Origin of the sequence: Oceanobacillus sp. J11TS1 (assembly GCF_018333215.1) — a bacterium.
In the GTDB taxonomy this organism is placed as follows: Bacteria; Bacillota; Bacilli; order Bacillales; family Amphibacillaceae; genus Oceanobacillus.
The window spans coordinates 450,692-476,215 of record NZ_BORO01000001.1 but is presented as its reverse complement, the minus strand read 5'-3'; the positions used below and the strand labels follow the sequence as shown (position 1 = coordinate 476,215).

Annotated in this window: 18 protein-coding genes; 2 read left to right on the top strand and 16 right to left on the bottom strand. The window is 38.8% G+C overall.

What is annotated here, in order from left to right:
• Window positions 1-27: 27 nt before the first annotated feature.
• From KI343_RS02190 to KI343_RS02150, 9 genes are all read right to left on the bottom strand, one after another.
• Window positions 28-1,005 (bottom strand): aromatic acid exporter family protein, encoded by a 978-nt coding sequence (locus KI343_RS02190; protein ID WP_212924787.1) that lies wholly within the window; start codon window positions 1,003-1,005, stop codon window positions 28-30.
• A 67-nt stretch (window positions 1,006-1,072) separates the two neighbouring features.
• Complete coding sequence (locus tag KI343_RS02185; RefSeq protein ID WP_212924786.1) at window positions 1,073-1,504, bottom strand: BrxA/BrxB family bacilliredoxin; 432 nt, start codon at window positions 1,502-1,504, stop codon at window positions 1,073-1,075.
• An 88-nt stretch (window positions 1,505-1,592) separates the two neighbouring features.
• Complete coding sequence (locus KI343_RS02180) at window positions 1,593-2,861, bottom strand: dihydrolipoamide acetyltransferase family protein (RefSeq protein ID WP_212924785.1); 1,269 nt, start codon at window positions 2,859-2,861, stop codon at window positions 1,593-1,595.
• Window positions 2,862-2,875: 14 nt separating this feature from the next.
• Window positions 2,876-3,859, bottom strand: coding sequence for an alpha-ketoacid dehydrogenase subunit beta (locus KI343_RS02175; protein ID WP_212924784.1), 984 nt, complete (start codon window positions 3,857-3,859; stop codon window positions 2,876-2,878).
• Between the two features lie 3 nt (window positions 3,860-3,862).
• Window positions 3,863-4,867, bottom strand: coding sequence for a thiamine pyrophosphate-dependent dehydrogenase E1 component subunit alpha (locus KI343_RS02170; protein ID WP_212924783.1), 1,005 nt, complete (start codon window positions 4,865-4,867; stop codon window positions 3,863-3,865).
• Between the two features lie 211 nt (window positions 4,868-5,078).
• On the bottom strand, window positions 5,079-6,500 hold the full coding sequence (gene lpdA / locus KI343_RS02165) for a dihydrolipoyl dehydrogenase (protein WP_212924782.1): 1,422 nt from the start codon (window positions 6,498-6,500) through the stop codon (window positions 5,079-5,081).
• Window positions 6,501-7,595, bottom strand: a complete 1,095-nt coding sequence (buk, locus tag KI343_RS02160; RefSeq protein ID WP_212924781.1) for a butyrate kinase — start codon at window positions 7,593-7,595, stop codon at window positions 6,501-6,503.
• A 168-nt stretch (window positions 7,596-7,763) separates the two neighbouring features.
• Window positions 7,764-8,861, bottom strand: coding sequence for a Leu/Phe/Val dehydrogenase (locus KI343_RS02155; RefSeq protein WP_212924780.1), 1,098 nt, complete (start codon window positions 8,859-8,861; stop codon window positions 7,764-7,766).
• A gap of 154 nt (window positions 8,862-9,015) precedes the next feature.
• Complete coding sequence (locus KI343_RS02150) at window positions 9,016-11,058, bottom strand: sigma 54-interacting transcriptional regulator (protein ID WP_212924779.1); 2,043 nt, start codon at window positions 11,056-11,058, stop codon at window positions 9,016-9,018.
• A 334-nt stretch (window positions 11,059-11,392) separates the two neighbouring features.
• On the opposite strand from KI343_RS02150, the gene KI343_RS02145 reads away from it, so the two are divergent.
• Both KI343_RS02145 and KI343_RS02140 read left to right on the top strand, forming a co-directional pair.
• Window positions 11,393-11,623, top strand: coding sequence for a DUF2627 family protein (locus tag KI343_RS02145; protein ID WP_212924778.1), 231 nt, complete (start codon window positions 11,393-11,395; stop codon window positions 11,621-11,623).
• Between the two features lie 310 nt (window positions 11,624-11,933).
• On the top strand, window positions 11,934-13,331 hold the full coding sequence (locus KI343_RS02140; RefSeq protein ID WP_212924777.1) for an aspartate kinase: 1,398 nt from the start codon (window positions 11,934-11,936) through the stop codon (window positions 13,329-13,331).
• A gap of 283 nt (window positions 13,332-13,614) precedes the next feature.
• Here KI343_RS02140 and glnA read toward each other — a convergent pair whose 3' ends face one another.
• From glnA to gltB, 7 genes are all read right to left on the bottom strand, one after another.
• Complete coding sequence (gene glnA, locus KI343_RS02135) at window positions 13,615-14,952, bottom strand: type I glutamate--ammonia ligase (RefSeq protein WP_212924776.1); 1,338 nt, start codon at window positions 14,950-14,952, stop codon at window positions 13,615-13,617.
• A gap of 83 nt (window positions 14,953-15,035) precedes the next feature.
• On the bottom strand, window positions 15,036-15,440 hold the full coding sequence (locus KI343_RS02130) for a MerR family transcriptional regulator (RefSeq protein WP_280530101.1): 405 nt from the start codon (window positions 15,438-15,440) through the stop codon (window positions 15,036-15,038).
• A gap of 115 nt (window positions 15,441-15,555) precedes the next feature.
• Window positions 15,556-16,797: a methionine gamma-lyase family protein gene (locus KI343_RS02125; protein WP_212924774.1), complete on the bottom strand. Its 1,242-nt coding sequence runs from the start codon at window positions 16,795-16,797 to the stop codon at window positions 15,556-15,558.
• A gap of 3 nt (window positions 16,798-16,800) precedes the next feature.
• Complete coding sequence (hflX, locus tag KI343_RS02120; protein WP_212924773.1) at window positions 16,801-18,042, bottom strand: GTPase HflX; 1,242 nt, start codon at window positions 18,040-18,042, stop codon at window positions 16,801-16,803.
• A gap of 49 nt (window positions 18,043-18,091) precedes the next feature.
• On the bottom strand, window positions 18,092-19,012 hold the full coding sequence (gene spoVK, locus KI343_RS02115) for a stage V sporulation protein K (protein WP_212924772.1): 921 nt from the start codon (window positions 19,010-19,012) through the stop codon (window positions 18,092-18,094).
• A gap of 225 nt (window positions 19,013-19,237) precedes the next feature.
• Window positions 19,238-20,734, bottom strand: coding sequence for a glutamate synthase subunit beta (locus KI343_RS02110; RefSeq protein WP_212924771.1), 1,497 nt, complete (start codon window positions 20,732-20,734; stop codon window positions 19,238-19,240).
• Window positions 20,727-25,301, bottom strand: a complete 4,575-nt coding sequence (gltB, locus tag KI343_RS02105; protein ID WP_212924770.1) for a glutamate synthase large subunit — start codon at window positions 25,299-25,301, stop codon at window positions 20,727-20,729. The genes KI343_RS02110 and gltB overlap by 8 nt, the downstream gene beginning before the upstream one ends.
• Between the last annotated feature and the right edge of the window lie 223 nt (window positions 25,302-25,524).

Genomic DNA, 25,524 nt, shown 5'->3' with positions numbered 1-25,524 from the left:
TGCCCTAAATTATCAAAAACAAAAATTTCACTCTGCTTTAGATGATTTCCAAGGGGATACATCACTTTTTTTAAACTTATTCTTAATGATTAAGTACTCTTCTATTTCATGCAATAACTGAAATAAATGTGCTCTAGTTTCGAACTCCTCTTGTGTTTCTGGTAAATCTTCTGACCGAAATTCTCTTCTTAGTTCTTTCAGTTCCTCTAAAAATGTAATAGCTGTATTCCCTGGATGGACGGATTGAGATAAACGTTCAAAGAAATCAGCTATTTTAAATGCAATTGCATCTGTTTTGGGTAAATGTGTTACAAGAGGGAGCATTTTTTTCAAAAGGTCAAATTGTCTTCCCCTCATTTTAAAATAATTATAATAAGTATGCTCATTCCGCAGTATATGATTATCTCGATCCCGAATAACCAATTGTTTTGCCTCGGCAAGTATGTCCTCTGCAGCTGTAATTTCTTTTCCTTGCCACATCGCATTTTCGTCTCGAATATACATAGAATATTCATATAAAATTCGACTGAAATTAAACTCTAATTTTGTTTGTAACTTCTTCAATTTTTTATCTAAACTAGGCATATAAAGGTTTAATAGCAAACCTACACCAATTCCGATAATAATAACGACAAACTGTTCTCCAATTAGAGAAACCGTTACATGCCCGGACCCGTATAAGTTCAGTGTCACAACAGAACTAGAAGCTATTCCTGGAGTTGCTTTGAACGCAACGGTTGTAGGGATAAATAGAAGCAGCAATATAAAAATAGAAAATGCATGGTAGCCAATGAATTCAAAAATGACACAAGAAAAAACAACGGCTGTAATACATGCAACAAACCGCTGCCAAGCACTTAAAAGGGATGATTTTCTTGATGGCTGTATACATAGAATGGTTAAAATTCCTGCTGAAATGAAATTTGAAAGACCGATCCATTGTGCTAATGATATAGAGATTGGTGTACCGATAGCTGTTTTTATGGTACGATATCCAATTTTCACGCTTTATTCTCCTTCTGGGAAATGATCAGACAAAGAAGGCTGTCATATGACAGCCTTCTTTTATCTCTTAAACTTCCTCACAATATTGGTCAAATAGGCTTTGAAGTTTTGCTGATACTTCCATTGCACTATGTCCTTCAATTTGGTTTCTTTCTACCATTGCCTGGATTTTTCCATCCTTAAGCAGTGCGAAACAAGGAGAAGATGGTGCGTATCCTTCAAAATAAGTTCTTGCTCGTTCTGTTGCTTCACGATCTTGCCCTGCAAAAACTGTTACTAAATGATCTGGTCGCTTATCATAATGAATAGCGTTCCCCGCTGCTGGGCGTGCTACCCCGCCTGCACAGCCGCAAGTTGAATTAACCATAACAAGCGTTGTACCTTCTCGACCTAGCGCTGCATCCACTTCTTCTGGTGTGCGTACTTCTTCATACCCTGATTCAGTTATATCTGTTCTAGCTACATTCACTACATCCTGCATAAATAAATCGAAATCCATTTTACTCCACCCTTTTAATTAAAATATACTTATAGCTTATCAGCTGTTCATTTAAAATTCAATCTATTGGTTTCTTTTACTTTACACTTTAATAAAGGGAAATGGTAGATTCATTCATACCTTCAAGAATTTCTTTTACGCGAGCTAAAAATCGTCCGCATACAAGTCCGTCTAAAATACGGTGGTCTAAGGATAAGGATAAGTTCACCATATCACGGGCAGCAAACATATCATCAATAATGACAGGTCGTTTTACAATTGATTCTACTTGTAAAATAGCTGCTTGCGGATAATTAATAACACCCATCGATGAAACAGAACCAAATGAGCCTGTGTTATTCACCGTGAATGTCCCGCCCTGCATATCTTCTTGAGATAATTTACCTTGGCGGGCTTTCGTTGCAAGTGTCGTAATGTCGCGAGCGATTGCTTTAATAGTTTTTTCATCGGCATGTTTAATCACAGGAACGAATAATTCATTTTCTTTTGCCACAGCAATCGATAAATGAATATCTTTTTTCTGAATGATCTTATCTCCAGCCCACATGCTATTTAATTCAGGATACTCTTTTAGCGCTTGTGCAACAGCCTTCACAAAAAAGGCAAATGGTGTTAAAGAAAAGCCTTCTTGATTTTTAAAAGATTCCTTTACATTATTACGGTATTTTATTAAATCAGTGACGTCTACCTCCACTTGCATCCAAGCATGTGGAATTTCCTGTGTTGAACGAACCATATTCTCTGCGATAACTTTGCGGACGCCTTTAACTGGGATTTCGATGTCCCCAGCCGAAGCATTAACTGTTTGCGTTGGGGCAGAAGCGGTTTTCTTCACAGGAGAACTTTCTGTTTTTTCGTTTGAAGAAGGTTTTGTTTGTTTTTGAGATACACCGCCGTTTTCAATGTGTTTCTCAACATCTTTACGGGTAATCCTTCCACCTCTGCCTGTTCCTTCAATATGATTTAAATCGATATTATGCTCTTGCGACAGGCGCAGTACTGCAGGTGAATATCTTTTTTTCATTGTATTATTAGCTGTATCATCTTTTTTCTCATCTTTTGCTTGCTCTATAGTATCCGCACCTGAATTTTCTGGAGTATCATCTGCAATTGTTTGTTCTGTTTCTATATAACAGATTAGAGTACCCACATCTACTGTTTCTCCTTCTTCCACTACAAGTTCCGTAATTTTCCCTGTATAAGAGGAGGGAACTTCTGCATTTACTTTATCTGTCATCACTTCTGCGATGGGATCATACTTATTCACTTGCTCCCCTACAGAAACAAGCCAGGTGCTAATCGTACCCTCTGTTACACTCTCTCCAAGCTGAGGCATGGTTATTTTTTGAACACTCATTTTTCTACCTCCAATTAATATTCTGCAAGGTCGCGCATTGCTTTTTCCACTTTATCTGGATTTAACATAAAGTATTTTTCCATTGGCGGTGCATAAGGCATTGCCGGAACATCTGGAGCTGCCAGGCGCGCTATAGGTGCATCCAAATCAAATAAGCAGTGTTCAGAAATAATCGCAGCTACTTCACCGATAATGCTTCCTTCCTTATTATCCTCGGTGATGAGTAACACTTTTCCTGTTTTACTAGCGGCTTCCTTAATTGCTTCTTGATCTAATGGGTATACTGTACGTAAGTCAAGAATATGCGCTTCGATGCCGTCCGCTGCTAATTTTTCTGCAGCTTGCAAAGCAAAATGAACCCCGAGTCCGTAAGTAATTACGGTAATATCCTCACCTTCTCTTTTCACATCTGCTTTACCAATAGGAAGAACATAATCATCCTCTGGCACTTCTCCTTTGAGCAGGCGATAAGCTCGCTTATGTTCAAAAAATAGAACAGGGTCATTATCCCGAATAGATGCTTTTAATAATCCTTTTGCATCGTATGGGTTTGATGGAATTACAATTTTTAATCCTGGCTGATTTGCAAATAGCGCTTCTACAGATTGGGAGTGATACAAAGCACCGTGTACACCGCCGCCATATGGAGCTCGAATCGTTATCGGGCAGTCCCAATCATTATTGGAACGATAACGGATTTTTGCAGCTTCCGAAACAATTTGGTTTACTGCCGGCATAATAAAATCTGCAAATTGCATCTCAGCAACTGGACGTTTCCCATACATTGCTGCGCCAATTGCGACCCCTGCAATAGCTGATTCTGCTAGTGGCGTATCCAAGACACGTTCTTCTCCAAACAAATCATAAAGTCCATCTGTTGCTTTAAATACGCCGCCTTTTTTACCGACGTCTTCCCCAAGAATAAATACATTCTCGTCTTTTTGCATCTCTTCTTTTAGAGCTGTTGTAATTGCTTGTATATAAGACATGATAGGCATTGATTATTCCCCTCCTTCATCCAATTCCTCATAAACATACTTCAATGTATCCTCTGGAGCTGCATATGGGGCATTTTCGGCATAATCCGTTGCTTCATTAACAAGTTGATTTAGTCTGTCGTGAATTTCTTTTTCCTTCGCTTCATCTAAAATATTTTTTTCTTTTAAGTTTTTTGCAAAAGTAATAATAGAATCCTTCTTTTTAGCTTCCTTTACTTCATCCTGTTCCCGATATACACGATCATCGTCATCGCTAGAATGAGCTGTAAAACGATAAGTTACTGCTTCAATCAGTGTGGGACCTTCCCCTTTTATCGCTCTCTCCCTTGCTTCCCTGACAGCTTGATAAACAGCGATAGGGTCGTTTCCATCTACAGTAACACCAGGCATTCCATAAGAAGCTGCTCTTTGAGACACCGTCTCACTAGCTACTTGGCGGTCATAAGGTACGGAAATAGCATACTTGTTATTTTCAACCATCGTAATAACTGGAAGCTTATGAACGCCTGCAAAGTTTAAGCCTTCATGAAAATCCCCTTGATTAGAAGAACCTTCTCCTAAAGTGACGAAACTCACAATATCTTTTTTATCCATTTTTCCGGCTAATGCCACACCAACCGCATGTGGTATTTGTGTTGTTACAGGGGAAGAACCAGTTATAATCCGATTTTTCTTTTGACCAAAGTGACCCGGCATTTGGCGGCCGCCTGAATTTGGGTCCTCTGCCTTTGCAAAAGCAGATAACATTAATTCTTTCGCAGTCATTCCAAAAGCTAGTACAACACCTAAGTCTCTATAATACGGAGCTGCATAATCAACAGAACGATCCATTGCAAACGCCGCTCCAACCTGCGCTGCTTCTTGCCCCTGACAGGAAACCACAAAAGGAATTTTCCCTGAGCGATTTAATAACCACATTCTTTCATCTATCTTTCTCGCTAATAACATCGTTTCAAACATTTCTAAAGCCAACTCGTTACTTACATTTTCCCAAGCTGTCTGTTCCATTATATTTCCCTCCTTCAGCCATTTCACATAATGAAGTAATGTTCCTATTCCGAAGATAATTTTCCAAGTGTAACTGGCTGTGAGTAACAGCCGATTGGTTCAAAGGCCTTTAGGGAGGCCGCTTTTGGGTTATACCTTTAGGTGCATGCCCTTGTGGTACTACCATTCCGTTGGGGATGAAAAGAATCCTCCACCTGAATGAAGTTTCACTTTACCCATGAATTTGGATGCCGTCCACTGCCAATGCAGCTTCACCGATAACTTCTGATAGGGATGGATGTGGATGAATCGTTTGACTGATTTCCCATGCCGTTGCGTCCAATACTTTGGCTAATCCAGCTTCAGATATCATATCAGTCACATGCGGGCCAATCATATGAACTCCTAATAAATCCTGTGTTTTTTTATCAGTAATGATTTTTACAAAGCCCTCTGCTTCTCCATAAACCAGCGCTTTTCCTACAGCTTTAAAAGGAAATTTCCCTACTTTGAGTTCATAACCTTCTTCATTTGCCTGCTTTTCTGTTAATCCGACTCTTGCTGCTTCTGGGCTTGCATATATACAGCTCGACACTGCCTGATAATCTATCTTCTGTGTCTTTTCATCTGCCATATGCTCTACAGCAATGATTCCTTCATGAGAAGCGACGTGCGCAAGCTGCATGCCCCCAATAACATCGCCTATCGCATAAATATGGGATTCTTTTGTCTGGTAAAATTCATTTGTATCAATGGTACGATTCGAAATCTGAATATCTGTGTTCTCAATTCCAATATTTTCGATATTCGCTTTTCTTCCTACAGAAACAAGAAGTCGGTCCGCTTCAAATTTTTCTGTCGTCCCATTTACTATTGCCTCAATCGACACATGGTTGTTTTTATCTAGTGTATCTGCCTGAACATTGGCACCTGTAAGGATTTTTACACCTCTTTTTTTCAATTGCTTTTCCATTTCCTTTGCAACGTCTTTATCTTCTGTTGGCAGGATTTGTTTTTGATATTCGAGCACGGTCACGTCTACCCCAAAGTCATTCAGCATAGATGCCCACTCTATTCCAATTACTCCTCCACCGATAATAAGCATGCTATCTGGAAGTTTTTCCATTTCTAATGCTTCGTTAGAGCTTATAACCAATTCACCGTCAAATTCTAGACCGGGCAACGTATTGGGTTCAGAGCCCGTAGCAATCAAGACATTTTTAGGAATTAGCATGTCATTTTCGTTGCCATTTTCATATTCAACAGAGATCGTTCCAGGCATTGGAGAAAAGATACTTGGTCCTAAAATCCGGCCAAATCCATGATAAACATCTATCTTTCCTTTCTTCATTAAGCCTTGAACACCTTTGTGCAACTGTTCAATAATGGCATTTTTTCTTTGTTGTACTTTAAGAAAGTTTAACGTCGGTTCATCTACTTCCACACCAAATTCATCTGCACGTTTCGTTTGCCGATAAACTTCAGCACTTCGAAGGAAAGCTTTCGAAGGAATACAGCCTCTATGCAGACAAGTTCCTCCCAATTCAGCTTTTTCAACGATCGCTACTTTCATTTTCAATTGGCTTGCACGGATAGCAGCTACATAACCGCCTGTACCGCCGCCTAAAATGACTAAATCATACTCTGCAGCCATCTAATTAGCCTCCTCTGCTACGTATATCTTCACGTCTTCTGGATGATTTAGAATCTCTAAAACCCCTTCGTTCATTGCCTCTAAATCATTTTTACCCGGAAATACCATCACATCTGCAATCCAATTTATCCTTGGAATAACAGCATCAATCACAAAATCATTCTCCTTAATCTTCCCAGTAAAAACAATTCCATCTACCTCACCGCGCAATGCTGTACTCATTGCTCCAATTTCCTTGGCAATTTGGTAAGCTTGTGCTTCGATTACTTCTTTTGTAAGTTGATCACCTTTCATTAACCTGGATTGAATAACGAGAGGGTCCTCTGTATGCAAATAAGCTTTAATACCTCCATCTTGCTGAACATGACTCCAAAGAAAATCTTCCTTCATGGAATAGTGTTCAGAAATATAGGTAAGAAAACCTTTTAACGGAATGCTTCCACTTCGGTCAATGGTAAAAGGCCCTTCTCCATCCACACCATTTGTTACATCTATAATTTTACCTGCGCAATGGGAAGCAATTGTAATCCCCCTTGCTAGATGAATGGATATAAGATTTAAAGAAGTATATGAATTTCCGATTTGTTTAGCTGCAATTCTGCCAGCATGGCGATGATTCAGGGAATGAAAAATACTCGTTCTCTCGATTTCAGGGATACCTGTATATTTTGCGATTTGCTGCATTTCATCTACTACTGGCGGATCTACAATATATGCTTGTAAATTTAAATTCTCAGCAATTTCATAAGCTAAAACAGCCCCTAGATTAGACACATGTTCTCCATAAGCATTGGTCTTTAAATCATAAAGCATCGCATCATTCACTTTATAAGTCCCGCCGCTAATCGGACGTAATAACCCGCCCCGACCACATATACTGATTAAACGAGACGTGTTCATACCATCCATGTCAAGCTGTTCAAAAATTGCCTGTTTTCGATAAGCGACTTGATCGATTAGTTGGTCAAATCGGGATAACTCTTCCTCATCATGAGCGATCGTCTGTTGATATAAATGATGATTTCCTTCAAACATACCAATTGTGGTTGTATACAAATCGGGATAGATAACTAACACGCGTCCATTCTGACCCATAATACAACCTCCATTATTTACCTTTTTATAAAGTTTATTGGGAACGCTTATTAGAAATACACACTAATCCATCTAAGCAGCAGGCGATGAATCAGCCTGCAGTGATGGAGTTTACGGAGAAATTATCCCCAGAGAATAAATCTCTTTATTCAGAATGGAAGATTTATCCTATTGTCTGCGATGTAAAATATTTCGCTCGTTTGTTAAAAATTGGTTACGCGAATTTTTCTTTGCTTGAATTCTTTCTTCTGCAAGTCGATCTGCAGCTATATAAGTAGGGATTTGATCACGATTTGAAATTTCAAATACCTGTTCTAAGTTTTTATAAATACGCTGTACATTCTGTATTGCACGCTCTCTGTTATAACCAATTAATTCATCTGCAACGTTAATGACCCCGCCTGCATTTATCACATAGTCTGGTGCATATAAAATTCCTTTTTCATGAAGAATATCCCCATGCTCTGCATTTTTTAATTGATTATTCGCTGAGCCAGCTACTACTTTTGCTTTTAATCGAGGAATTGTCTGATCATTTATCGTAGCTCCTAGAGCACATGGCGCATAAATATCGCAGTCCACATCATAAATGTCATCTGGATCAACAGCCTTTGCATTAAAATCAACTTGCGCGCGTTTAACTGCATCCTTATTAATATCTGTCACCACTAACTCGGCACCTTCATCATGTAATAATTTACATAAATGATAAGCAACATTTCCGACACCTTGTACAGCAATAACTTTACCCTCCAAGGACTCTGATCCAAAAGCTTCTTTCGCTGTCGCTTTCATTCCTTGATAAATTCCTAATGCTGTAACAGGTGAAGGATTACCAGAAGTTCCGCTATAAGAAGACACGCCTGTTACATAATCGGTTTCAAGCGCAATTTGATCCATATCAAATTCACTTGTTCCAACGTCTTCGGCTGTAATATACCTGCCATTTAACCCTTGAATAAAGCGTCCAAATGCACGAAACATTTCAGGGTTCTTATCCTTTTTAGGATCCCCTATTATAACCGTTTTTCCGCCGCCAAGGTCTAAGCCGGCAGCTGCATTTTTGTATGTCATGCCTTTTGCCAGGCGTAACGCATCCTCAATAGCATCCGCTTCAGAATTATAAGTCCACATCCTAGTCCCGCCTAACGCAGGTCCTAATGTCGTGTCGTGAATGGCAATGACTGCCTTCAACCCTGAATGTTTGTCTTGACAAAAAAGCAATTGTTCATAATCATATTTTTCTAAGTAACTAAAGATTTCCATGTGTACCCCTCCTAATTCACTCATAAAGTTCGCTAAAACTTATAACTATCTATAGATAACAAACGCAAAACAGACAGACATGTAAACATACTCCAAGTTCTGCGAGTGTCATTCCCTACTGTCATTCCTACCTTGCAAAACATTGCATAATATGCTATTCAATCTGATATTTTTCCAGTTTATAATACAGATTTCGTACAGATATTTGTAAAGCTTTTGCAGTCTTTGTCTTATTTTTATTACATTGTTGATAAACTTTTTCCAAATATCTCTTTTCATAACGGTCTAAAGCTTCTTGTAATTTTAGCGGTTCTTCTACCTGCTCATTATCTTGGTGTATTGTTGCTTTATTTGTTTGTAATTCAGGTAAATGCGATGCTTCAATCTGTTCCTCTATATTTCCAATAAAGATCATAGAATGACTAATCACATTGGCCAACTCTCTTACATTACCTGGCCAATCATATCTTCTTAGTTTGTCTAGAGCTTCTTCAGATATCCCTCGCACATTTTTTCCATATTCTTCATTTAGCTGCTCGATAATATGCTGAACTAGGATAGGAATATCCTCTTTACGTTCTCTTAATGAGGGTATAGATATCGGCAGTTTATTCATTTGATAATAGAGGTCTTCCCGAAATTTATTATTCATTACGGCTTTCTCTAAATTGATATTCGTTCCAGTAATAATACGAACATCAACAGGTGTTGGATCTGTACTGCCAACAGGGATTACTTGTTTATCCCTTAATACATGCAGCAATTTTTCTTGAATAGATAAGCTTAGTTCACCAATTTCATCGAGAAAAATAGTCCCGTTATTTGCTTCTTCAAATAAACCTTTCTTTTTTGTTAATTGTCCAACATCCTCTTCTACCGAACCAAACAGCTCTTTATCCAAATTCGGTTCAGATAATGCTGCACAATTCACCCGAATAAATTTATTGTACTTACGATCACTTTCATGATGTATAGCATGAGCAAATAATTCTTTCCCTGTACCTGTTTCTCCTCTTAATAGCACAATTGCTGGTGTCTTAGCGCCAACTTTTGCCTGCTCTAACGCAAGTTTCATCTCTGGAGAATGACCTATAATATCATCAAATGTATATCTTTCTTCTAAATTTCGTATGATCTGCCGTGCTCGTTTTAACTCTTTTGTTACAGCTTGTAATTCACTTACATCATGAAGTACTCCAACACTGCCTTTCATTTTCCCTTGTACAATAATCGGAGCAACATTTACAATGACATCTTTTTTTGAAGGTCCAACTTTCATATGTACTCCACGAACAGCACGGCGGGTTTTCAAAACCTTTAGATGCACGCTCTCACCTTCAGATATATCCACTGTCGCCGGTTTCCCAATAACCTCTTCTTCTGTTAAACCGGTTATTCTTGTGTAGGCTGGATTAATAATTAAGCCCTTCCCCTGTTCGTCCACGACGCTAATCGCCTCATCAGATGATTTAATGATTGCTTCTAACATCGTTTTTATTTCATTTAAATCCGTATTCTCTTCTGCTAACTGGACCACTTCTGTAATATCTTTAAAAACAGCGAAAGCCCCTACTAAATCACCTGTTTTATTAATGATTGGTATGCGCGAAGCAATGACTTTTTTGTCATTATCTAAAATAGTCTTTTGATTTAATTCTGTTCTTTGGCTCCTTAGAACATGCGGCAATCGGCTTGTTTTTAATAATTCTTTGACATGCTTTCCTTTATGCTCTTTTTCTTTCTTTCCGAGTATTTGTTCTGCACGTCGATTTAACAGCTGAACTTGTTCATTTTTATTAACAACAATCATGCCATCGTTCATATGGTTTAAAATTAATTCTAATCGATTAGCCTGTACTTTAACTTCATTCGTCAAGTTGGTCTTCTCATGAATTAATTCATACATAATATTTGCCACAGTCCCAGGAATTATAATTGTTTTTCTTGGAAACAACGCAATCATTTCTTCAAATAAATCTTCTTCTCCTGTTACATTAATGACAATATCAATATCATGGTGAATCCAATTTTTCCATTCTGTACTCGTATGAACATTCATTTCCTCAGCTAACTTCATAGCGGGAGCATTCGGGTTCTTATCAACAATTGCACAAATTTTCATTCGCTTGGTTTCTTTGAAAAGGCGAAATAATGCTGTCCCACCCTTTCCAGCGCCAACTATTAGAACTTGTTTCATACTTTTCATCCACCTTGAATTTATTTGCACACTTTCATCATACGATACCATGCATAATTTAGCAAACAAATTCTATTTCTATTTTTCGACCGTCTTTGATATAATTATGTCGAGTTCTTAGAAAGATTATCGTAGCAATCATTTCAGCAAATCACTACACTGGTTAGTGTAATCACTAGTTAGAAATTTATTTGTTAATCTAGACGCTTGATTTGGATGTTTCCCGGATATTTTCCCGGATATAAAGAAGGAAGCTTTTCTTCTATCTAATGTACATAGATTAAAAAACAGGAATGGACATAATGGGAGTATTTAACAAAGGAGTAGGAGTTTTATGCAAAGAAACCTCGCTTTAATCATTTTATTTATCCCCGGGGTGATTGCAGCTTTCGGGATCAAATTAATGCGCGATACACTATTCGATGAATACTATGCTATTTTTCTTTACGGAAGTATTCAGTTTATCGCCGGTTTAATTTTATTTCTCGGCGGGCTTTTATTTCTCGGCGGTTTTATTGTCTATCGAGATCGAAAAAAACAGAACAATAAGAAGAAAGCAATGTGAGGACAGATCCTATTTCCACCGAGATAGGATCTATTTATTTGCATAAATCTCTATTGATGCAGTCTTATTCAAATGATAGTGAAAATAAGTTATAAACTCCATTTCTTATTGCTATCATTAGAAAATGCTATCCAACAATAAAATGAAAGCGTTATTTCCGCGGTTTTTCTCTCTTTTTTTCAATTTCCTCTTTAATTTAACAGAAAATATGTTATATTAATAAAAATAAATAACATTGCACACTAAATTCTTATTGCTTTTTAGCTTATAACAAGCTTTATTGGAAATTTGAAATGGGGGATCATTAAAAATGAAAGTAGCAAAATTCGGGGGAAGTTCTGTAGCAAATGCAACACAAATTAAAAAGGTGGCAAATATTATTAAGTCAGATCCCTCACGGAAGGTTATCGTTGTATCTGCACCAGGGAAACGTTTCTCTGGAGATGTGAAAATGACGGATTTGTTAATCGATTTATGTTATGCGAAACAAAATAACCAAGATTATGAATTGCATTTACAAAAAATCATGGATAGGTTTCAAGAGATAGTCGATGAATTAGAACTAGATCATCATATTTTAGAAGATATCCATCAAACAATTCAAAAGTACCTTTATTTTGATGCATCACCTTTAGCGCAGCTTGATGCCTTAAAATCAATTGGAGAAGATAGTTCCGCTAAAATTGTAAGTGCTTATTTAAACCGTTTAAGCATAGATGCAAGCTATGTTAATCCAAAAGATGCAGGTATTTTTGTAAGCAATGAGCCAGGTCAAGCACAATTGCTGCCTCAAAGTTTTCCTATTATTTATAAACTTCGTGAGCGAGAGGATGTCGCTGTAGTTCCTGGGTTTTTCGGTTATACGACAGAGAATGATTTAGTAACATTCTCACGTGGCGGATCCGATATCACCGGGGCTATTCTTGCCGCTGGAACAAAAGCAAGTTTATATGAAAATTTCACCGATGTCGATTCTGTTTTTGCAGTAAATCCAAATTTCGTGGAAAATCCAAAAGATATTTCCGTTTTAACTTACAAAGAAATGCGCGAGCTGTCTTATGCAGGCTTTTCTGTTTTTCATGACGAAGCGCTCATCCCGGCTTTCAGAGAGCAAATCCCTGTTTGTATTAAGAATACAAACAATCCGGATGCCCCTGGTACCATGGTCGTTGCAGAAAGAGATGTTACAAATCAATGCGTTGTTGGTATCGCAAGTGATGTTGGATTCTGCAGTTTATATGTAAGTAAATTTTTAATGAACCGGGAAATTGGCTTTGGCAGGAAACTTTTAAATATATTTGAAGACGAAGGGATTTCTTTTGAGCATACACCTTCTGGTATTGACGATATGTCTGTTATTTTCAGGGATCATCAATTCACACCAGAAAAAGAAAAGGTGGTTATCGATCGAATTCGCAATGAACTGCATGTTGATACTGTAAGCATTCATCGTGATCTAGCTGTTGTGATGATTGTCGGCGAAGGATTAGAGAATACGATTGGAGTTGCCGCCAAAGCTACCGCATCTTTTGCGAAGGCCGGAGTGAATATCGATATGATTAACCAGGGCTCTTCTGAAGTATCCATGATGTTTGGTATTCATGCTGTTGACTTGGAAAAAGCGATTCAATCCTTATACAAAGAATTCTTTACAGATGATGCAACCAACTTGAAAATTCCACCTGTTTCCGTAAGAGGACATAAGTAACAACGAACATCCATATGAATAGTACGCCTATTCATATGGATGTTTTTTAGATTTATAAGGTTGAAATAAACGCATGCTAAGTACAAATTAACATATTGGGGTGATAACTTATCACCGATTTAATGTTGTCCTATTATTTATACACAAAAATACTGGCATGTACAAAATACATTGCCAGTATTTTTAAATATAAATTCTTAGGTTATGGTTGCTCTTAAAATTCCATAAAGGATTCAATCAAAATGCACAAACTCCAAAACCCTTTCTATAACTATTTACAGACTTAGTAGTTCGTTAAATATTGCTCACGTTCCCAAGGATGAACAGTTGTGCGGAACATGTCCCATTCGATATCTTTTGCTTCAATAAAGTGCTCGAATAAATGCTCCCCTAAAGATTCTACAAGTACTTCATCTTTTTCAAGCAAGTTCATTGCTTCTTTTAATGTAGCTGGTAAATCTTTAACGCCATTTTCTTCACGCTCTGCTTTATCCATCACATAAATATTACGGTCTACAGATTCAGGAACATCTAGCTTTCTCTTAATCCCGTCTAAACCAGAAGATAATAGAACAGCCAATGCCATATATGGATTTGCAGCCGGATCTACACTGCGTACTTCCACTCGGGTGCTTAATCCGCGAGAGCTTGGAATACGAACAAGTGGACTTCGGTTCGATGCTGACCACGCAACATAACAAGGTGCTTCATAACCAGGCACCAAGCGCTTATAAGAGTTTATCGTAGGGTTTGTCACTGCAGTAAAGTTCGTTGCGTGATCAATGATACCAGCGATAAACTGATAAGCTGTTTGACTAAGTTCTAGCTCGCCTTCTGGATCATAAAATTTATTTTCTCCCCCAGAGAAAAGAGACATGTTAACATGCATTCCAGATCCATTTACACCGAATAATGGTTTTGGCATAAATGTTGCGTGGAGGTTATGTTTTCTAGCAATTGTCTTAACTACTAACTTAAAGGTTTGGATATCATCTGCATGCTTTACTGCATCAGAATATTTAAAATCAATTTCATGCTGTCCAGGTGCAACCTCATGGTGAGAAGCTTCGATTTCGAAGCCCATTTCTTCAAGTTCTAGAACAATATCACGACGACAGTTTTCACCTAAGTCTGTGGGGGCTAAGTCAAAATATCCGCCATGGTCATTTAATTCTAATGTAGGCTCTCCTTTTTCATCAAGTTTGAATAAGAAGAACTCTGGCTCCGCACCAATATTAAATGAATCAAAACCTAATTCCTCCATTTTTTCAAGGTTGCGTTTCAAATTATAACGAGGGCAGCCTGCAAAAGGAGTTCCATCCGGATTATAAATATCGCAAATAAAACGTGCTACTTTTCCTTTTTCAGAAGTCCAAGGGAAGACGATGAATGTATCTAAATCTGGATGCAGCAGCATATCTGATTCTTCAATACGTACAAAACCTTCGATACTTGATCCGTCAAAAGCCATTTTATTATCTAATGCTTTATCTAATTGACTTAAGGGAATCTCAACATTTTTAATCGTTCCCAGCATATCTGTGAATTGCAGACGAATAAAGCGAACATTCTCCTCTTTAATCTGTTTTTTAATTTCTTCTTTCGTTAATTTCTTAGCCATTTGTTCTCCTCCTAAAATTCATTACTATGAAAAAAAGTCTTCCCTACCTTGAGTTTTCAGTAAGAACTTTTTTCAACCTGACCTTAGCGTTTTACAAAGAAACGTGCTAGTTCCCCCTGCCTCATACTTGCTCTACCGTATCTTCCTGCATCGTTTAATTCATTTTTTAAAATGGTTCGCAGCTCTTTATCAGATAAATTAGCCGGCGCTTTTTTCTTCTTTGAATCTGCTTCCGGAATTTCTTTTTCTTCTTCCTGCAGCAGTAGCTTAATTCCCGCCATATTTAATCCTTTGTCTAAAAGATCCTTAATTTGCAGCAGTCGATCCACATCATTAAATGAAAATAAACGTTGATTTCCTTTTGTTCGTTCCGGAGCAATTAAATCATTTGCTTCATAATAACGAATTTGTCTCGCGGTCAATTCGGTTAATTTCATCACTATTCCTATAGAAAATAAGGGCATTGAACGACGGTCTTGATCATTCAAAAAATGACCCCCTTCTTTCATGATATTTTCAGTATAAATTATGTCAGGTATGATGTCAACGCTATGTCAGGTTACTTTACATATAAAATCTATGCTATTACTATTTTCCCGATAACTAAAAAATAAAACCTTGATTTTTCAATGTTTTCACGGCTTCTACGATCGCGATTTTAACATGCGTGTAAGTTAACCCACCTTGAACATAAGCTGTGTAAGGCGGCCTGATCGGCCCATCAGCAGATAGCTCTATACTTGCCCCTTGAATAAATGTGCCTGCAGCCATAATTACTTGATCTTCATAACCTGGCATCTCACTAGGGTAAGGTTTTACATATGAATTTATTGGAGAATTTTCTTGAATTGCCTGGCAAAAAGCAATCATTTCTTCCGCTTTATTAAAAGTAACCGTTTGTATCAAATCTGTTCTTTTCTCCAGATAAGATGGAGATGTTTTAAAACCTGCTAATTCTAGAAAACGCGCTGTCAATAACGCTCCTTTTAAAGCCTCTCCTACCGTATGTGGTGCCATAAAGAAGCCTTGATACATTTCTTGGAGCATGCCGAGAGAAGCTCCGGTTTCTTTTCCAAGACCAGGAGCCGTCAGACGATTAGCACATAAATGAATTAAATCTTTACGGCCTGCGATATATCCGCCAGCTCGTACCAATCCACCGCCGGGATTCTTGATTAACGATCCCGCCATCAAATCCGCGCCAACATGTAAAGGCTCTTGGGTTTCTGTGAACTCTCCATAGCAATTATCAACAAACACAATGACAGATGGATCGATTTCTTTTACAAAATCAACCATCTTTTTTATTTCACGGATCGTAAATGAAGGCCTGTCTCCATAACCTTTTGACCGTTGAATTGCGATGACTTTAGTCTCTTTGCTCCAACTTCTTTTTACTTCTTCTAAATCTACTTCTCCTGTGCTTTTTAGAGCAACTTCACGATAACCAATTTGAAAGTCAGAAAGAGCTCCTTCTTCTTTGCCCGGTTTCCCGATCACCTCTTCCAACGTATCGTATGGGTGGCCTGTAATATATACGAGTTCATCTTGCGGACGTAATACACCAAATAAAGCCGTGGTTATCGCATGCGTCCCTGATACAATTTGTGGACGTACGACAGCATCTTCACCACCAAACACTTCGGCATAAACAGCTTCTAATCCATCTCTGCCTAAATCATCATAGCCATAACCTGTTGTTCCTTGCAGGTGTGTATCACTAATACGATGATTTCGAAATGCCTCAAGTACGCGCCGTTGATTTTCCTCCACAATTTCTTGAATATATTGATGACCTTTTAAACAATCTTTTTCTGCTTCTTTTATAAATGATTCTACTTGCATTGTTTACTTCTCCTCTACAAAACGGTGAAATGGATGATCTTTTCTGACATAGCCCTGGACATGATATTGGTTCATTTCTTCTATTAAATCTTTTTTAACCACTAACGTGGATGACTGCAGCTGATATAATAAATCTCCCTCATTTATATCTAAAACGATGTCAAAAAAATCCCATTCTTCTTTTAATACTTCTTCTATTTTCATTAATAATGTTTGTAAATCCGCTTCTTCCCAAGCGCTAATTTGAACGTTTGGAAATTGGTTAGCTAAAAAGAAATCTGCTTCTAGCTGATCCTTTTTATTATATACCGTTAAAACAGGGATGTGCGCTGCATCTAACTCTGTTAAAAGTTTACGAACTGTCTCTTGCTGTTGTAACAAATCCGGATCAGAGACGTCCACGACATGCAAAAGGAAATCTGCTTCTGCGACTTCTTCCAACGTTGATTTAAAGGCAGCAATCAGCGCAGTTGGCAAATCTTGAATAAAACCAACTGTATCCGTAATTAAACTATTTAATCCACTTGGTAGTTGAATCCGGCGAGTTAACGGATCTAAAGTCGCAAATAATTGATCTTCTTCTAGGGATTGACTGTTGGTTAATCGATTAAATATCGTTGATTTTCCAGCATTCGTATAACCCACGATTGCAATTTGGAAAATATCATTCGCCCGTCTCCGCTTTCGATACTGGTCACGCTGTTTAACTACTAATTGAAAGCGGCGCTTAATATCATATATCCTTCTTTCGATATGACGGCGATCCGTTTCTAGTTTTGTTTCCCCCGGACCTCTCGTGCCTATTCCGCCACCAAGTCTCGATAAATTTGCTCCTTGTCCATGCAAACGAGGAAGCAAATACTCCAGTTGAGCCAGCTCCACTTGGAGTTTCCCTTCCTTTGTCTGCGCACGCATAGCAAAAATATCTAATATCAATTGGCTGCGGTCTAACACACGAACACCCAAAGCATCTGCTAAGTTTCGGATTTGGCCAGCTGACAATTCATTATTTGCCACAACTAAATCCATTTCCTCTCCATCTACAATTTGCTTTACTTCTTGAAGTTTCCCTTCACCAATATAGGTAGCTGGATGGATGCGATCCCGATTCTGCGTAATAACGTGGTGAACCAGACCTCCAGCAGTTTTACATAAGGAGACGAGCTCATCTAAAGAAGACTGAAATTGCCTTTCTGATTTCTTCGATTGATTAACCGCAATTACTAATACCTTTTCTACTGTCATAGCTTACCTCTTTCTAAAAAAGTTGTTACCTATATTTTAACCATTATTTCTATTCTAGCAACAAATCCTGTTCAGTTAAAATAATTAAATCTTTTGAACCGATTTGTCCCAAGGTAAGTAAACGAACTGCTTGCATACGAATTGCTTTTTCAATCACATTTCTCACATACCTTGCATTGGAAAAATTGTTTGTATCTTCCCGAAGTTTTCTTGATAAGTGATTACGAAGCTTCCATTCCGCCTGCTTTGACAATTGGTACTGTCTCTCTCCCAGCATCCGGCTTCCTATATTTAATAATTCATCAACAGAATAATCGTCAAAATCTAAAATAAACGGAAACCGGGATTCAAGCCCAGGGTTCATTGTAAGAAAACGATCCATTTCGCGCGGATATCCAGCAAGGATAAGAACCATATCCTCTCTGGAGTCTTCCATATGTTTTACAAGCAAGTCAATCGCTTCTTTGCCAAAATCCTTTTCTCCGCCACGCGATAACGAATAGGCTTCATCGATAAACAAAACACCGCCTAACGCCTTTTGAATGACCGCTCTTGTTTTCTGCGCTGTTTGCCCAATATATTCTCCTACCAAATCCGCACGTTCTGCCTCAATAAAATGTCCTTTGGATAAGATATTCATATCATGATAGAGTTTTGCTAATTTACGGGCGACTGTTGTCTTTCCAGTCCCTGGATTCCCTTTAAACAACATATGCAGTACTTGTTTTGTGTCTTTCAAGCCATGCTCTTTCCGTTTTTCATTAATAAGAATGCTTGCATATATCTCTTTTATGGAAGTTTTTAAATCATCTAATCCAACAAAGGATGCAAACTCTTTATCAATCACTTCTAGCGGTGAACGTGTTTGTTTCGTTTGTTTTTTTACGATAGGCTCTTTGCTATCTTTCCGCGTATTCTCATGTAATATAATATTAATACGGCCATTCTTATAGCCTTCTGCCTGTGCCAATTCTCCATCACCCCTTATTCTTTACCAATATACGCAAATACCTAAAAGGAAGTGACAGATGCCTAGCATGCAGATGTCTTTCAAAATTGGTTTTCGAAAAATGTCAAAAAGTCCCCCAATGATAAGCAGCGAATTTCTGCGTTGACGTGTCTTTTCCGACGGGACTGGGACTGCGATTACTCGTCCCATCGAAAACTATTGGTTACTTTTGAACACGTACTATAATTACATACTCGCAACGGTCGGTAAGGAAGTAACTCCCATTAAATATTCATCAACCTGATGGGCAACTTCTCTTCCTTCATGTATCGCCCAGACAACTAAACTCTGGCCCCGACGTGCATCTCCTGCTGCAAATACATTGTCTTCTGTCGTTAAAAATTTGCCGTATGCCGCTCGTACACGATTACGCATTGTTTTCACTTTAAATGCTTGGAGGACTGGTTCCTCAGCACCTTCGAAGCCAATTGCAATCAAAACAAGTTGTGCTGGCCACGTTTTCTCCGTCCCAGGTATTTCCTCAAAATAGAATACGCCATTTTCATCTTGCTTTTTCTCCATTTGAATCGTGTGCAATTCTATTACATTTCCTTTTTCATCGGTTACAAATTTCTTGGTTTGAATGGAATATTCTCGTATATCCTTTCCGAACTTTTCTTTCGCTTCTTTATGCGCATATTCTAAGCTGAATACTTGCGGATAAGCCGGCCATTGATTTTCTTCTGCACGTTTAATGGGCAGCTGCGGATGTTTACCGAATTGCACAATGCTTTTAGCACCTTGGCGAATTGCCGTCGCAATACAATCCGCACCAGTATCTCCACCGCCAATAACGATAACATCTTTTCCATCTGCGTTTAACTCTTCTTCTAATTCAATCTCGTCATTTAGCAGTTTTTCCGTTGATTTAGTCAAGTAATCCATTGCAAAGCGGACTCCTTTTCCTTCTCTTCCTTCTATAGGAAGATCACGATGTTTCTGTGCACCTGTACATAGGATTACTGCATCAAAGCTTGCTTTTATTTCTTCCGCAGAAATATGTTTCCCTACTTCCGTATTTAACACAAACTGAATGCCTTCCTGCCGAAGCAGTTGGATACGCCGTTCAACAATCCCTTTATCCAACTTCATATTCGGAATACCATAGGTTAATAGTCCCCCAGCACGGTTTAAGCGCTCGTAAACAATTACTTCATGCCCCGCTTGATTCAACTGGTCGGCTGCTGCTAAACCGGTTGGACCTGAACCGATAATAGCTATCTTCTTCCCAGTACGCGCAACTGGAATTCTTGGTTCCATCCATCCTTCTTGAAAACCTTTATCAATGATTTTCTGTTCAATATTTTTAATCGTGACCGCCGGATCATTAATCGCCACTGTACAAGAACCCTCACAAGGCGCTGGACACACTCTTCCAGTAAATTCGGGAAAATTATTGGTTTTCAGCAATCTTTCTAAAGCTTCTTTCCATCTTCCTTTATAAACAAGGTCATTCCATTCTGGTATTAGATTATAGACAGGACAACCTGATGTTGCCCCTTCTATCTCCATTCCGATATGACAAAACGGGATACTGCAATCCATACAGCGTGCACTTTGTTCTCTCGCTGAATCATCAGAGAAAGAGCCAGTGTACTCTTTCCAGTCTTTCATTCTGTCTAATGGATCACGTTCACTTGCATTTTTTCTTTTAATTTCCATAAATCCTGTTGCTTTACCCATCTACTCTGACTCCTTCCTCTTCACTAGTAATCGATTCTTTATCCAAACTTACTGTCATTTGATGATCTTTCTTAGCCATAAACGCTTTATAGAGAGCTTCTTCCTCGCTTAACCCCCGCTCCTTGAACCAATCGATTTGTTGGAGCATTAATTTATATTCAACCGGAATTACTTTTACAAATTTCTTTATTTCTTCTTTCCAATTCTTTAAGATAAACCCTGCTTTTTCGCTATTCGTGTAATATAGATGATTGATAATTAATTCTTTTACTTCCTCCTGCTCGTCTAAATCTGTTAATTCCTCAAATTGAATGAACGCTTGATTTGTCAACGTTTGGAATTCCGAAATATCATCAGGCCTTACATAAGCAATTCCACCGGACATTCCAGCGGCAAAGTTTTTCCCAACATTGCCCAGAATAATAACCCGGCCGCCTGTCATATATTCACAGCCATGATCACCGACACCTTCTACCACAATTTTTGCTCCACTATTTCTTACAGCAAAACGCTCGCCCGCATAACCTTGAATATATGCCTCCCCGCTGATCGCACCGTAGAAAGACACGTTCCCCGCAATGACATTATGGCTGGTGTCAATTGTTGAGGATTTAGGTACACGCACAATCACTTTACCGCCTGAGAGTCCTTTTCCGACATAATCATTGGCGTCTCCCGTCACTGTCATCGTCATACCTGATGGAATAAAAGCCCCAAAGCTTTGACCGGCTGAGCCTGTAAAATGTAAATTAATTGTATCTTCTGGCAAACCTTGTTCTCCATATGTCGCAGTAATTTCGCTGCCGACAATCGTACCAACAACGCGGTCCGTATTTTTAATCGAGAAACATCCTTCCATCGCCACACCTGTTTCAATAGACGCTCGAACAGCGGGTAGTATTTCCTTCATATCAAGGGATTCATCTAATTTATGGTTTTGCACCATTGTATTTCTTGTATTCCCGCCTGGTTGATAAAGCAACGTCGATAAATCAAGGTATTTTGCTTTCCAATGCTGATCAGCCCGATCCGATTTTTCTAGATATTCGGTTCGGCCAATCATCTCATCCATCGTGCGAAACCCGAGCTCAGCCATGATTTCACGAACTTCTTCAGCAATAAAACGCATGTAATTCACAACATGGTCTGGATCTCCAGCAAACTTTTTACGAAGGGATGGATTCTGCGTTGCGATACCAACTGGACAAGTATCCTTATGGCAAACGCGCATCATCACACAGCCGACAACCACCAGCGGTGCAGTAGCAAATCCATATTCCTCCGCACCGAGCAAGGCTGCTGTTACAACGTCTTTTCCTGTTAACAGCTTGCCATCTGTTTCTAAAATAACGCGATCTCTTAAACCATTTAGCATTAACGTCTGATGTGCTTCTGCCAGGCCTAATTCCCAAGGAAGACCAGTATGCTTCATACTTGTTTTTGGCGATGCGCCTGTACCTCCGTCATAACCAACCACAGAAATAACATCTGCATTCCCTTTAGCCACCCCAGCAGAAATCGTACCAACGCCTGATTTTGCGACAAGCTTAACGCTCACTCTTGCTTTTCGATTGGCATTTTTTAAATCATGAATCAACTGTGCCAAATCCTCAATGGAATAAATATCATGATGCGGCGGCGGTGAAATTAAATCTACTCCTGGTGTGGAACCACGTACATCCGCAACCCATGGATAAACCTTTTCCGCCGGCAATTGGCCGCCTTCTCCGGGCTTTGCTCCCTGCGCTACTTTAATTTGCAGCTCTTTTGCATTGACTAAATAGTTGCTCGTTACACCAAATCTACCAGACGCCACCTGCTTAATGGCACTGGAACGTAAATCGCCATTAGCATCAGCTGTAAAACGGGCTTTATCCTCTCCTCCTTCTCCACTATTGCTTTTACCACCTAAACGATTCATTGCAATAGCTAGGGTTTCATGTGCTTCTTTACTGATAGAACCAAATGACATCGCACCTGTTTTAAATCGCTTAACAATCGAATCCACTGACTCTACTTCATCAATCGGTATGGTGTTGGATTTCTTAAAATCAAATAGGTTTCGTAAAAAGCCAATGCGCTCTTCATTTGCTGCCTTGGAGAATTGTTTGAACAACTTATAGTCGCCTCGACGGCAAGACCATTGCAGTTTATAAATGGTCGCTGGGTTAAATGCATGGTGTTCACCTGTTTTCCGCCATTGAAAATCACTACCAGAATCAAGCTGCTGGTTAATTGCTTCTTGATAGCCGTCATCATGGCGTTTTTCCGTTTCTTGTTGAATAATATCAAGGTCAATCCCATCAATTTGAGATGCTGTTCCAGTGAAGTGTGCCTCAATTACTTTTTTGCTAATACCGACAGCCTCGAAAGTCTGTGCACCACGGTAACTTTGAACTGTAGAAATCCCGATTTTAGACATTACTTTGATAATACCCTCGGTCACAACTGTAATATATTTTGCTTGTGCTTCTTTTGCATTTAATGTTAATTTATCCGCTTTATATGACTGTTGGTACGTTTGATAAACCAAATATGGATAAATAGCATCCACCCCATAACCCAGCAGTGCTGCAAAATGATGCACCTCACGTGCTTCACCTGACTTTATAACAATGCTTACTTTTGTACGAATTCCTTCGCGGACAAGAAATTGATGAAGTCCGCTAACCGCTAGAAGGGCCGGAATCGCTTTTTGCTCTTGGTTCATTTCCTTATCATTTAGCACAAGAATATTTTTGCCATTTTGAATCGCTGTCTTCGCTTGATCAAAAACTCCGTTTAACGCGGATTCCATATCGTCTCTAAATAACGTTTCAATGACCTCTGCTTCTAAACCATCGATTTCATTATTTTCTAATATTCTCATTTGCACATTGGATAAAATCGGTGAATCGAGGCGAACACGTCTTTGCTTTTCTTTTTCTGGATGGAGGATATCCCCTTCACTGCCCAGCCACGTTACCATGGACGTCACTAATTGCTCGCGGTAAGCATCAATCGGCGGATTGGTAACCTGGGCAAAAAGCTGTTTAAAATAGTCAAATAAACTTTGCGGGCGCTCTGATAAAACAGCTAATGGAACATCATTGCCCATTGCACCGATTGGATCCTTGCCGTCTTGAACAAGTGGGATTAAATATTTATCAATATCCTCCATGGTATAACCGAATGCTTTTTGCTTATGAAACAATTGCGGGTCTAATTCCTGCTCTTCATCTACCGCTGGCTTCAGCGTTCGTATTTGTTCCTCAATCCTTTCTTGATATGGGTGTAGATTTGTGATAGATGCTTTTATTTCTTCATCCGAAATAATCCTTCCTTGCTCGATATCTATCAGCAACATTCTCCCAGGACTTAAGCGCTCTTTTAATAAAACATTGCTTTCTTCTACATCAATTACTCCAACCTCAGAAGAATAAATAATATAGTCATCTTTCGTCACATAGTATCTCGCCGGCCGTAAACCATTTCTGTCCAAGATAGCTCCAATTTGTTTCCCGTTTGTAAAGGTAATCGATGTCGGACCATCCCATGGTTCCATCATCAAGCTATGATATTGATAAAAAGCACGCCTTTCCTCCCTCATATGATCATTTTTATCCCAAGGTTCCGGAATTAACATCATTGCTGCATGTACCAGCTCTCTTCCAGCAAGTGTTAAAAACTCTAGCGCATTATCTAAGGTAGCCGAATCACTACCATCGCTGCGAATAATCGGCAGAAGTTTCTCTAAATCATCTCCAAACGCATCGGATACAAATTGTTTTTCTCTTGCCCGCATCCAATTTACATTTCCTCGAAGTGTATTAATTTCTCCATTATGAATCAAATAACGATTCGGATGGGCACGCTCCCAAGATGGAAAAGTATTTGTACTAAATCGGGAATGAACAAGGGAAAAGGCAGAAACAAAATCTTTTTCTTGTAGATCTAAATAAAATCCGTTCACTTGCTCTGGAGTCAATAAACCTTTATAAACCACCGTTTGACTAGAAAGGCTCGACACATAGAAACGAATATTTTTTTCTTCTGCCCAATGTTCTGCTTGTTTACGAATAACATATAATTTCCTCTCAAATGCGAGGTCTGTCGTTGGTATAGTTGATTGAATAAATACTTGTTTAATTTCTGGCAATGTATCGACAGCACCTCCGCCAATACAAGAAGTATCCACTGGTACATTTCGCCAGCCAATTAACCGTTGGCCTTCTTGAGCAATGAAAGCATTTACTTTTTCTATTACTTCTTTTTGCTCCTGTTCCTCTTGAGAAAGAAAAATCATGCCAACTGCATATTCACCAACAGGCGGAAGCTCAAAATCCCGGCATACCCGACGGAAATAGCGATCTGGGATTTGCACCATTAAACCAGACCCATCACCAGTCATCGGGTCACTTCCCTGCCCGCCGCGATGTTCCAGCTTGCAAAGCATATTCAGTCCTTTTGTAACAATTTCATGAGTCTGCTTTCCTTTTATATGTGCATATAAACCAATACCGCACGCATCATGCTCAAAATCAGGATGATATAGACCTTGTGCTTTCGGTAAGTTTTGAAAAGTCATTCTTTCTTCCTCCATTCGTAAGTTAGAAAAGTTGATATGCGTTAAAGAGGGTCTTAAGCGTAATTTGTTTCTAAGAATCCCTTATCTTAGAGAGTACAAACCTTCAGGTAAATAACACCTCCGTTGCACTTATGTAAAAAACTTTTCTTCTTGTCAATCCAAGTGTGTAAGATACATTTTATGTTTTTTTATTTATCGAAACAATATATAATAAACATAATAA